Raw genomic sequence first — 12,470 nt, forward strand, 5'->3', positions numbered from 1 at the left:
AGGGCTTTCCCGTGCCGGCCCGCCGGACCGGTGTCTCACACGCTTCGCTCAGTGATCGCCGGCACCGTCCACGACCGCCGCCCACTCGTCGAGCAGTGCCTGTGCGGACGCGTCGTCGGGCCCCTCGGCCCAGAGGTGCGTGACGGCTTCGGCCGGGTCGGGAAGGACCAGTGCCCATCGCCCGTCGGCCTCGACCACCCGCACACCGTCGGTGGTGTCCACCTGACGGTCGCCGGCGGCTTCCACGACCCGTCGCATGACGAGCCCCTTGACCGCCCACGGCGTCGGGACGTCGCGCTTGAGCACGTGCGCCCGCGGAATGCGGGCGTCGATCTGGCTGAGGGTGAGCTGCGTGCGCGCCACCAACCCGATCAGCTGCACGAAGGCCGCGGAACCGTCGAAGACGCTGCTGAACTCCGGAACGATGAATCCGCCCCGGCCGTCGCCGCCGAAGATGGTGTTCTCGGCCCGGCCCACCCGCGTCAGGTCGTCCGGCGAGGTCGTCGTCCACTCCACCTGGGTCCCGTGGTACGCCGCCACCTGCTCGGCGACCCGGGTCGTGGTGACGGGCAGCGCCACCTTGCCACTGCGCTTCTCCGCCGCGACCAGGTCGAGGAGGACCAGGAGGGCCCGGTCGTCCTCGATGATGCGCCCGCGCTCGTCGACGAGCGAGATCCGCTCACCCACCGGGTCGAAGCGCACGCCGAAGGCGGCCCGCGAGGACGCCACGATCTCGCCCAGCCGCACCAGCCCGGCCCGTCGGGATTCCCTCGTCTCGGTCGGTCGGGATTCGTCGAGGCCGGGGTTCACGGTGAGCGCGTCCACACCGAGCCGACCGAGCAAGCTCGGCAGGACCAGGCCCGCACTGCCGTTCGAGGCGTCCACGACCACCTTGAGCCCGGAGTCCGCGACGCCGGTGATGTCCACACGTCTCAGCAGCGAGCCCGTGTACGCGTCGAAGACGCTGCCCGGGAACTGCAGGTCGCCGATCTCGCCGGGGAACGCGCGCCGGTACTCCTGACGTGCGTACACCCGGTCCAGCTTGCGCTGTTGCTGGAGCGACAGGTCGGCTCCGCGCTCGTCGAGGAACATGATGTCGACCGAGTCCGGCACGCCGGGCGAGGTACGGAGCACGATGCCGCCGGCGCTTCCTCGCGCGGTCTGCTGGCGGGCCACGGGCAGCGGCACGTTCTCCAGGTCGCGGACGTTGATGGCGCTGGCCTGGAGCGCCGAGATCACGGCGCGTTTGAGTGCTCTCGCGCCTCGGGAGTGGTCTCGGGCCGTGGTGACGATCGCGCCCTTCTTCAGGGTCGTCGCATAGGCGCCGGCGAGCCGTACCACCAGCTCGGGGGTGATCTCGACGTTCAGGATGCCGGAGACCCCGCGCGCGCCGAACAGATGTGCCTGTCCTCGCGACTCCCAGATCACCGACGTGTTGACGAAGGCGCCTGCTTCGATCGTCTTGAAGGGGTAGACGCGTACGTTCCCCTGGACGATGGATTCCTCACCGACGAGGCACTCGTCACCGATGACGGCCCCGTCCTCGATCCGGGCGGCCCGCATGATGTCGGTGTTCTTGCCGATCACGCAGCCGCGCAGATTGCTGTGGGGCCCGATGTACACGTTGTCGTGGATGACGGCCCTGTGGAGGAAGGCCCCGCTCTTGACGACCACGTTCGATCCGATGACCGTGTGCTCGCGGATCTCGACGCCGGCCTCGACCTTCGCGTAGTCGCCGATGTACAGCGGCCCGCGCAGTACCGCGTCCGGGCTCACCTCCGCGCCTTCGGCGATCCACACCCCGGGAGAGATCTCGAAGCCGTCCATGTCCACCTGGACCTTGCCCTCGAGTACGTCGGCCTGCGCCTTGACGTAGCTCTCGTGGGTGCCGACGTCCTCCCAGTAGCCCTCGGCCACGTAGCCGTAGATCGGCCGGCCTTCCTTCATGAGCTGAGGGAATACGTCGCCGGACCAGTCCACCGATACGTCCGGGTCGACGTAGTTGAAGACCTCGGGCTCCATGACGTAGATGCCGGTGTTGACGGTGTCCGAGAACACCTGTCCCCACGTCGGCTTCTCCAGGAAGCGTTCGACCTTTCCTTCCTCGTCCACGATGGTGATGCCGAATTCCAGGGGATTCGGCACGCGAGTGAGGCACACCGTGACGAGTGCGCCCTTCTCCTTGTGGAAATTGATGAGGTCGGTGAGGTCGAAGTCGGTGAGCGCGTCGCCGGAAATGACGAGGAAGGAGTCGTCCTTCAAGGCCTCCTCGGCATTCTTCACGCTGCCGGCGGTGCCGAGTGGCTTCTCCTCGTTGGCATACGTGAGTTCCATTCCGAGCTCTTCGCCGTCACCGAAGTAGTTCTTGACGAGGGACGCCAGGAACTGAACGGTAACCACGGTCTCGCTGAGCCCATGCCGCTTGAGCAGCCTGAGCACGTGCTCCATGATCGGCCGGTTGGCGACCGGAAGGAGCGGCTTGGGCATGCTTGAGGTCATCGGGCGAAGACGCGTACCTTCGCCACCGGCCATCACGACGGCCTTCATGTCGGAAGAGTCCTCCTTGAGAGATGACGGTCAGCCGACCTCACCCGTCTCGGACGGTGACTTCGCAACTCCTCCGCGTCAGTACCGGCGTCGAGCAAGTTCAATCGGCCGTGGCATCCGCCTTGACCAGACGGCGGACCTGCACCACGTAAAGGATTCCTGCCCACCAATAGAGGGTTGTACCCCATCCGGCGAACGCCCATCCGAAAACTGACGCCATCCAGGCCAACCAGCCGGTTCCGTCACTGAGCAGCAGCAAGGGGAACGCGTACATCAGGTTGAAGGTCGCGGCCTTGCCCAGGAAGTTGACCTGGGGCGGCGGATAGCCGTGTCGTCTCAGGATCCACACCATGACCAGCAACATCAGCTCTCGCGCGAGCAGGGCCGCGGTGAGCCAGATGGGCAGGATCTCGCGCCAGGTCAGGCCGAACAGCGTCGTCAGGATGTACAGGCGGTCCGCTGCCGGGTCGAGCAGCCGGCCCAGATTGCTGATCTGATTCCAGCGACGCGCGAGTTTCCCGTCCAGGTAGTCGGTGATCCCGCTGAGCATGAGAACAGCCAGGGCCCAGCCGTCGTGCCCCGCCAGGATCAACCAGAGGAACAACGGCACGCCCGCGAGGCGCGCCATGCTCAGGATGTTGGGAATGGTGAAAATTCGGTCGGTCTGAACCCGAGTCTCCTGGACCTCCACCCGGGGGCCTCCACTGTGACTGTAGAAATATTGAAGACGATTGCCCCCTGACCCTACAGGAGACCTCGACCTGGCCCGGAACGCAGAAAAGCCCCGCACCCTGAAGGGTGCGGGGCTTTCCCACAATGATTGTTCGGCGGCGTCCTACTCTCCCACAGGGTCCCCCCTGCAGTACCATCGGCGCTGAAAGGCTTAGCTTCCGGGTTCGGAATGTAAACCGGGCGTTTCCCTAACGCTATGACCACCGAAACACTATGAAGTTAACCAACCGGATATGAACACAGTTCGTTACTTCAGAACTAACACAGTGGACGCGAGCAACTGAGGACAAGCCCTCGGCCTATTAGTACCAGTCAGCTCCACCCGTTACCGGGCTTCCACATCTGGCCTATCAACCCAGTCGTCTACTGGGAGCCTTACCCTCTCAAGGAGGTGGGAATACTCATCTCGAAGCAGGCTTCCCGCTTAGATGCTTTCAGCGGTTATCCCTCCCGAACGTAGCCAACCAGCCATGCCCTTGGCAGGACAACTGGCACACCAGAGGTTCGTCCGTCCCGGTCCTCTCGTACTAGGGACAGCCCTTCTCAATATTCCTACGCGCACAGCGGATAGGGACCGAACTGTCTCACGACGTTCTAAACCCAGCTCGCGTACCGCTTTAATGGGCGAACAGCCCAACCCTTGGGACCGACTCCAGCCCCAGGATGCGACGAGCCGACATCGAGGTGCCAAACCATCCCGTCGATATGGACTCTTGGGGAAGATCAGCCTGTTATCCCCGGGGTACCTTTTATCCGTTGAGCGACGGCGCTTCCACAAGCCACCGCCGGATCACTAGTCCCGACTTTCGTCCCTGCTCGACCCGTCGGTCTCACAGTCAAGCTCCCTTGTGCACTTACACTCAACACCTGATTGCCAACCAGGCTGAGGGAACCTTTGGGCGCCTCCGTTACTCTTTGGGAGGCAACCGCCCCAGTTAAACTACCCATCAGACACTGTCCCTGATCCGGATCACGGACCGAGGTTAGACATCCAGCACGACCAGAGTGGTATTTCAACGGCGACTCCACAACCACTGGCGTGGCTGCTTCAAAGTCTCCCACCTATCCTACACAAGCCGAACCGAACACCAATATCAAACTATAGTAAAGGTCCCGGGGTCTTTCCGTCCTGCTGCGCGAAACGAGCATCTTTACTCGTAGTGCAATTTCACCGGGCCTATGGTTGAGACAGTCGAGAAGTCGTTACGCCATTCGTGCAGGTCGGAACTTACCCGACAAGGAATTTCGCTACCTTAGGATGGTTATAGTTACCACCGCCGTTTACTGGCGCTTAAGTTCTCAGCTTCGCACGCCCGAAAGCGCACTAACCGGTCCCCTTAACGTTCCAGCACCGGGCAGGCGTCAGTCCGTATACATCGCCTTACGGCTTCGCACGGACCTGTGTTTTTAGTAAACAGTCGCTTCTCGCTGGTCTCTGCGGCCACCCCCAGCTCACGGAGTAAATCCGATCACCAGTGATGGCCCCCCTTCTCCCGAAGTTACGGGGGCATTTTGCCGAGTTCCTTAACCATAGTTCACCCGAACGCCTCGGTATTCTCTACCTGACCACCTGAGTCGGTTTAGGGTACGGGCCGCCATGAAACTCGCTAGAGGCTTTTCTCGACAGCATAGGATCATCCACTTCACCACAATCGGCTCGGCATCAGGTCTCAGCCTTAATGAGGGACGGATTTGCCTACCCCTCGGCCTACACCCTTACCCCGGGACTACCACCGCCCGGGTTGGACTACCTTCCTGCGTCACCCCATCGCTTACCTACTACCACCTTGGATCGGCGGCTCCACCACTTTCCTTTCCCCGAAGGGTCCGGAACGGCTTCACGGCCTTAGCATTAGAGGATTCGATATTGGGCGTTTCAAAGCGGGTACCGGAATATCAACCGGTTGTCCATCGACTACGCCTGTCGGCCTCGCCTTAGGTCCCGACTTACCCTGGGCAGATCAGCTTGACCCAGGAACCCTTAGTCAATCGGCGCACACGTTTCTCACGTGTGTATCGCTACTCATGCCTGCATTCTCACTCGTGAACCGTCCACAACTAGCTTCCGCTGCTGCTTCACCCGGCACACGACGCTCCCCTACCCATCCCAGCGGGCGTTGGCCCTATTGCTGAAATGACACGACTTCGGCGGTACGCTTGAGCCCCGCTACATTGTCGGCGCGGAATCACTTGACCAGTGAGCTATTACGCACTCTTTCAAGGGTGGCTGCTTCTAAGCCAACCTCCTGGTTGTCTCTGCGACTCCACATCCTTTCCCACTTAGCGTACGCTTGGGGGCCTTAGTCGATGCTCTGGGCTGTTTCCCTCTCGACCATGGAGCTTATCCCCCACAGTCTCACTGCCGTGCTCTCACTTACCGGCATTCGGAGTTTGGCTAAGGTCAGTAACCCGGTAGGGCCCATCGCCTATCCAGTGCTCTACCTCCGGCAAGAAACACACGACGCTGCACCTAAATGCATTTCGGGGAGAACCAGCTATCACGGAGTTTGATTGGCCTTTCACCCCTAACCACAGGTCATCCCCCAGGTTTTCAACCCTGGTGGGTTCGGTCCTCCACGAAGTCTTACCTCCGCTTCAACCTGCCCATGGCTAGATCACTCCGCTTCGGGTCTAGAGCGTGCAACTCAATCGCCCTATTCGGACTCGCTTTCGCTACGGCTTCCCCACACGGGTTAACCTCGCTACACACCGCTAACTCGCAGGCTCATTCTTCAAAAGGCACGCAGTCACGACTGTATGTGCAAGCACATACAGCGACGCTCCCACGGCTTGTAGGCACACGGTTTCAGGTACTATTTCACTCCGCTCCCGCGGTACTTTTCACCATTCCCTCACGGTACTATCCGCTATCGGTCACCAGGGAATATTTAGGCTTAGCGGGTGGTCCCGCCAGATTCACACGGGATTTCTCGGGCCCCGTGCTACTTGGGAGATTCTTAAGCAAGCCGCTGATGTTTCGTCTACGGGGGTCTTACCCTCTACGCCGGACCTTTCGCATGTCCTTCGACTACATCAACGGTTTCTGACTCGCCGACCGGCCGGCAGACCGATCAAAAGAATTCCCACAACCCCGCATGCGCAACCCCTGCCGGGTATCACACGCATACGGTTTGGCCTCATCCGGTTTCGCTCGCCACTACTCCCGGAATCACGGTTGTTTTCTCTTCCTGAGGGTACTGAGATGTTTCACTTCCCCTCGTTCCCTCCACACTGCCTATGTGTTCAGCAGTGGGTGACAGCCCATGACGACTGCCGGGTTTCCCCATTCGGACACCCCCGGATCAAAGCTCAGTTGGCAGCTCCCCGGGGCCTATCGCGGCCTCTCACGTCCTTCATCGGTTCCTGGTGCCAAGGCATCCACCGTGTGCCCTTAAAAACTTGGCCACAGATGCTCGCGTCCACTGTGTAGTTCTCAAGCAACGACCAGTCACCCATCACCCCACCAGACAAGCTGGCGAGTTCACTGGGGCCGGCATCGCGAAGATACAACCTTACGGCCGTACCCTCAGATACCCAACAACGTGCCAGGCACGACCCTCCGTCAGTGAGTCACTTTCCACGCCGAAGCAGTACTCGTGATCCATCTGGAAGACCGTGCCAAATAATCAACGTTCCACCCATGAGCTGACCGTGCAGAACATTTGTCTGCAATCGGTACTGTGCTCCTTAGAAAGGAGGTGATCCAGCCGCACCTTCCGGTACGGCTACCTTGTTACGACTTCGTCCCAATCGCCAGTCCCACCTTCGACAGCTCCCTCCCTTACGGGTTGGGCCACCGGCTTCGGGTGTTACCGACTTTCGTGACGTGACGGGCGGTGTGTACAAGGCCCGGGAACGTATTCACCGCAGCAATGCTGATCTGCGATTACTAGCAACTCCGACTTCATGGGGTCGAGTTGCAGACCCCAATCCGAACTGAGACCGGCTTTTTGAGATTCGCTCCACCTCACGGTATCGCAGCTCATTGTACCGGCCATTGTAGCACGTGTGCAGCCCAAGACATAAGGGGCATGATGACTTGACGTCGTCCCCACCTTCCTCCGAGTTGACCCCGGCGGTCTCCTGTGAGTCCCCATCACCCCGAAGGGCATGCTGGCAACACAGGACAAGGGTTGCGCTCGTTGCGGGACTTAACCCAACATCTCACGACACGAGCTGACGACAGCCATGCACCACCTGTATACCGACCACAAGGGGGGCACTATCTCTAATGCTTTCCGGTATATGTCAAGCCTTGGTAAGGTTCTTCGCGTTGCGTCGAATTAAGCCACATGCTCCGCTGCTTGTGCGGGCCCCCGTCAATTCCTTTGAGTTTTAGCCTTGCGGCCGTACTCCCCAGGCGGGGAACTTAATGCGTTAGCTGCGGCACCGACGACGTGGAATGTCGCCAACACCTAGTTCCCAACGTTTACGGCGTGGACTACCAGGGTATCTAATCCTGTTCGCTCCCCACGCTTTCGCTCCTCAGCGTCAGTAATGGCCCAGAGATCCGCCTTCGCCACCGGTGTTCCTCCTGATATCTGCGCATTTCACCGCTACACCAGGAATTCCGATCTCCCCTACCACACTCTAGCTAGCCCGTATCGAATGCAGACCCGAGGTTAAGCCTCGGGCTTTCACATCCGACGTGACAAGCCGCCTACGAGCTCTTTACGCCCAATAATTCCGGACAACGCTTGCGCCCTACGTATTACCGCGGCTGCTGGCACGTAGTTAGCCGGCGCTTCTTCTGCAGGTACCGTCACTTTCGCTTCTTCCCTGCTGAAAGAGGTTTACAACCCGAAGGCCGTCATCCCTCACGCGGCGTCGCTGCATCAGGCTTTCGCCCATTGTGCAATATTCCCCACTGCTGCCTCCCGTAGGAGTCTGGGCCGTGTCTCAGTCCCAGTGTGGCCGGTCGCCCTCTCAGGCCGGCTACCCGTCGTCGCCTTGGTGGGCCATTACCCCACCAACAAGCTGATAGGCCGCGGGCTCATCCTTCACCGCCGGAGCTTTTAACCCCCACCCATGCAGGCAGGAGTATTATCCGGTATTAGACCCCGTTTCCAGGGCTTGTCCCAGAGTGAAGGGCAGATTGCCCACGTGTTACTCACCCGTTCGCCACTAATCCACCCCGAAGGGCTTCATCGTTCGACTTGCATGTGTTAAGCACGCCGCCAGCGTTCGTCCTGAGCCAGGATCAAACTCTCCATGAATGTTTACCCGTAATCGGGTGCACACGCACTTAGAGCGGGCCGATCATGTCGGAATAAGACCGATCGACCACTGCGTCCTCGCTGTGTAACCGCCTGCAAGCACCACAACCCGAAGATTGCGACCTTACAGGTCTTTTTCAAAGGAACCTCATCCACCGAAATGGACGGGGTATCAACTTTTGGCGTTGATTTTTGGCACGCTGTTGAGTTCTCAAGGAACGGACGCTTCCTTTGTACTCACCCTCTCGGGCTTTCCTCCGTGCGCTTCCTTCGTTTCCGACTCTATCAGACTCTTTCGTGTCCGATTCCCGGTCGAAGCGGGTTTTGCTTTTGCCTTCCAGGGGGCCGCTTTCGCGTTTTCCCTTTTCGGCGATTCCGACTCTACCAGTGGATTTTCGCGACTCCGACCACTTGCCGTTTCGCCAAAAGGCACACGGAAGGGCAGAGAGTGAAGATCGATACTGGAGAGGGGGTTCCCGTCCATCAGCAGTTCGCGAGATGTTCACGCGGTGCGTCCCGGCGGGAGTCACGACAGTACAGGTCGACCAGTGCCCAGGCAAATCGATTCAGGCGTATGGTCTAGTCCACTACGTTGGTGTCGCGGCCGCACGTCGCAGCCCCTTTCCAGGGGTGCGCTTCGTGCGGAACCGGGACATCTCATGACTTACCCTTCTCAAAGTATGCCGTCCAGGACAGGTTGTGACGGCGACACGAAGAAGCCCCACCCCCTGGGAGGCCCTCCATGACCAGCGTGACGTCCCCACTCGCCGGGCGCGCCATCGGACTCGCGGCAGTGCCCGATCCGGTGTTCTCCGGCGCGATGGTGGGACCGGGCACCGCCATCGACCCCGTGCGCGAGCCCTCGGAGGCGGTGTCACCCGTCGACGGTGTGGTCGTCTCCCTGCATCCGCACGCGTACGTGGTCGTCGACGGCGAAGGCCACGGGGTGCTCGTGCACCTCGGCATCGACACCGTTCAGCTCAACGGCGAGGGCTTCGAGCTGCTCGTGAACAAGGGCGACACCGTGACGCGCGGCCAGGCCGTCATCCGTTGGAACCCCGCCGCGGTCGAGGCCGCCGGCAAGTCCGCGGTCTGCCCCGTCGTGGCGCTCGAGGCGACTGCCGACTCTCTCTCCGACGTCGTCGACGACGGTGACGTCAAGACCTCGGACGTTCTCTTCAGCTGGCAGTGACGTGTCCGCCTTCACAGGTGGGTCGGACATTCATCGCGGCGGCGGGGCCGTCGCTCAATCGGAGACGGGTGAAATGGAGACAACGCTGCGAGGCGTCGGCGTGAGCCACGGGGTGGCGATCGGCGAGGTCCGGCACATGGGCACGGCCGTTCTCGAACCGCCGGCCAAGCAGATCACCGCGGCCGAGGCGGAGCGCGAACAGGGGCGCGCCCGTCAGGCCGTGGAGGCTGTGTCGGCCGACCTCGTCGCGCGCGGCCAACTGGCCGGCGGCGAGGCCCAGCACGTGCTGGAGGCCCAGGCGATGATCGCGACGGACCCCGAGCTGATGGCGGACGTCGACCGGCGGATCGCCGTCGGCAGCACGGCCGAGCGCGGCGTCTACGACGCGTTCGCCTCCTACCGCGACCTGCTCGCGGGGGCCGGTGAGTACATGGCCGGGCGTGTGGCCGACCTGGACGACGTGCGCAACCGCATCGTGGCGCGCCTGCTCGGCGTGCCGATGCCGGGCGTGCCCGACAGCGACGAGCCGTACGTGCTGATCGCCCGGGACCTCGCTCCCGCCGACACCGCGCTGCTCGACCCGGCGCTGGTCCTCGGTTTCGTGACCGAGGAGGGCGGGCCGACCAGCCACAGCGCCATCCTCGCGCGCGCCTTGGGCGTACCCGCGATCGTGGCGCTGCCGGGTGCCGGTGAGATCGCCGAGGGCACCCTGATCGCCGTCGACGGCAGCACGGGTGACCTGTTCGTGGAGCCGTCGGCCGAGAAGCGGGCCGAGCTGGAGGCCTCGGCAGCAGAGCGCAGGGCGGCTCTCGCCGCCTCGTCCGGTCCGGGCGCCACCTCCGACGGTCACAAGGTGCCGCTGCTGGCCAACGTCGGTGGTCCGGCGGACGTGCCGGCGGCCGTCGAGGCCGGGGCCGAGGGCGTGGGCCTGTTCCGCACCGAGTTCCTGTTCCTGGACGACAGCAAGAAGGCGCCGTCCGAGGAGAAGCAGGTCGAGTCGTACCGCAAGGTGCTGGAGGCCTTCCCCGAGGGGCGGGTCGTCGTCCGTGTCCTGGACGCCGGCGCGGACAAGCCGCTGGACTTCCTGACCCCGGGCGACGAGCCGAACCCGGCGCTGGGTGTGCGCGGGCTCCGGTCGCTGCTGGACCACCCGGACGTGCTGCGCACGCAGCTCACCGCACTGGCGAAGGCCTCCGCGGGGCTGCCGGTCTACCTTGAGGTCATGGCCCCGATGGTGGCCGACCGGATCGACGCCAAGGCGTTCGCGGACGCGTGCCGCGAGGCCGGGCTGCGGGCGAAGTTCGGGGCGATGGTGGAGATCCCCTCCGCCGCGCTCCGGGCGCGCTCGATCCTCCAGGAGGTCGAGTTCCTGTCGCTGGGCACGAACGACCTGGCGCAGTACGCCTTCGCCGCCGACCGTCAGGTCGGGGCCGTGTCGCGGTTTGCAGGACCCGTGGCAGCCCGCGCTGCTCGACCTGATCGCCATGTCGGCCGACGCCGCCAAGGCCGAGGGCAAGAGCTGTGGTGTCTGTGGCGAGGCCGCCTCGGACCCGTTGCTCGCCTGTGTGCTGACGGGTCTGGGTGTCACCTCTCTTTCCATGGGTGCTGCTTCCATTCCCTACGTGCGGGCGACGCTCGCCAAGCACACGCTCGCGCAGTGTGAGCGGGCCGCCGCGGCGGCGCGTGCGACGGACACCGCCGAGGAGGCCCGCGCGGCCGCCCAGGCGGTGCTGTCCGGCGAGTAGCCGGGGCATGTCGTTCGATGGAGGGGCCTTCGCCGGTGGCGAGGGCCCCTCGGTCGTTTCCGCTGTCGTCTCCCCCCACGCGTCCGGGTCAGTGGTGGGGGCCGGGATCGTCCACCTCGTAGCCGGGGCAGTACTCGACGCCCGGTTCGGGAGCCACCGGCTCACCGGTGTCGGCGTCGGTGCAGTAGGCGTTTGAACACCGCCGCCGCGGAGAGGGGGACCAGTCGGCCCCGGTCCAGGCGCCAGCCGTGGACCCGGTCCCGGAACTCCTCGGTGGTGCTGCGCAGGACCAGTCCCCCGGATCCGCCCAGGGCGATGCCGGCGGCCAGGACGGTCATGAAGTCGAGGCCTTCGCGGCCCTCGATCCGGGGTGGACGGTCCTGGTCGGCGGTGGTGTCCGCGTGCAGCACGGCGACGAGCTGTTCCGTGTCGGTGGGGATGCTGCACACGAGGTGGTGGTGGCCGGAGCCGGCTCCGTCGACCAGGCGTTTCACCGCGTCGGCGGCCCGCTCGAAGGAGGCCCGGCCGATGTCCTCGCCGCAGTCCGCGCAGGTGCCGGCCTCGGCGAGGAGGGTGCCGGCGTACTCCCACGTGGCCTGCCGGACGGCCTCGTCGAGGAGGAGCGGGACCAGTTCGTCGATGGGTTGGCCCTGGTACGGCAGGCCGGCTCCGCTGCCGGCGAGCCCGGCGGTGTAGCGGGTGCGGGTGTCGGCGGTGTCCGGGTCCAGGCCGTGGTGCGCGCAGTAGTCGGCGTACTCCTCGGGATCGAAGAGGGCGACCGTGGTGTGGATGCCCTGGGCCGCGAGGGAGCGGAGCAGGGCGTCCATGTGGCGGAGGTAGTCCTGGTGGTCGTCGAAGGTGAAGCTCCGGTAGCCGCGCATGGCCGCGAAGTCCCCGGCGTCGGCCAGGAGGCCGACCGTGCCGGGGACTTCACGACGCAGGGTGCGGCGCGGGGACCGGCGGTGCCGGGTGCCCGGAGTGTCCTTCGAGCGGATGTTCTTCGGTGGCATGGCTCCCCCTGAGTGACGCGACGATTCG

General features: G+C 63.6%; 3 protein-coding genes, 3 rRNA genes and 2 pseudogenes. 2 read left to right on the forward strand and 6 right to left on the reverse strand.

All coding sequences use genetic code 11. The features are described 5' to 3' along the window. Positions 1-48: 48 nt before the first annotated feature. From ACQEVM_RS23055 to ACQEVM_RS23075, 5 genes are all read right to left on the reverse strand, one after another. The gene (locus ACQEVM_RS23055; protein ID WP_329446799.1) at positions 49-2,547 is read right to left on the reverse strand and encodes a mannose-1-phosphate guanyltransferase; all 2,499 of its coding nucleotides are present in this window, start codon (positions 2,545-2,547) and stop codon (positions 49-51) included. A gap of 100 nt (positions 2,548-2,647) precedes the next feature. Further along, entirely contained in the window at positions 2,648-3,238 is a 591-nt protein-coding gene (locus tag ACQEVM_RS23060; protein ID WP_053683747.1) for a CDP-alcohol phosphatidyltransferase family protein, read from the reverse strand. Between the two features lie 131 nt (positions 3,239-3,369). Next, positions 3,370-3,487, reverse strand: a 5S ribosomal RNA gene (gene rrf, locus ACQEVM_RS23065). Positions 3,488-3,561: 74 nt separating this feature from the next. Next, positions 3,562-6,684 (reverse strand): 23S ribosomal RNA (locus ACQEVM_RS23070). Between the two features lie 286 nt (positions 6,685-6,970). After that, positions 6,971-8,495: ribosomal RNA gene (locus ACQEVM_RS23075) — 16S ribosomal RNA — on the reverse strand. Together the 16S, 23S and 5S rRNA genes form the textbook arrangement of a ribosomal RNA operon. 742 nt (positions 8,496-9,237) lie before the next feature. On the opposite strand from ACQEVM_RS23075, the gene ACQEVM_RS23080 reads away from it, so the two are divergent. Together ACQEVM_RS23080 and ptsP are read left to right on the forward strand one after the other, a co-directional pair. Beyond that, positions 9,238-9,687: a PTS sugar transporter subunit IIA gene (locus tag ACQEVM_RS23080; protein ID WP_433081986.1), complete on the forward strand. Its 450-nt coding sequence runs from the start codon at positions 9,238-9,240 to the stop codon at positions 9,685-9,687. A gap of 73 nt (positions 9,688-9,760) precedes the next feature. Beyond that, positions 9,761-11,432, forward strand: a pseudogene (ptsP, locus tag ACQEVM_RS23085) (phosphoenolpyruvate--protein phosphotransferase). 88 nt (positions 11,433-11,520) lie between these two features. On the opposite strand, the pseudogene ACQEVM_RS23090 reads toward ptsP, so the two are convergent. Continuing rightward, positions 11,521-12,442: pseudogene (locus ACQEVM_RS23090) on the reverse strand (hypothetical protein). Between the last annotated feature and the right edge of the window lie 28 nt (positions 12,443-12,470).

Origin of the sequence: Streptomyces sp. CA-243310, from assembly GCF_050936775.1 — a bacterium.
GTDB lineage: Bacteria > Actinomycetota > Actinomycetes > Streptomycetales > Streptomycetaceae > Streptomyces.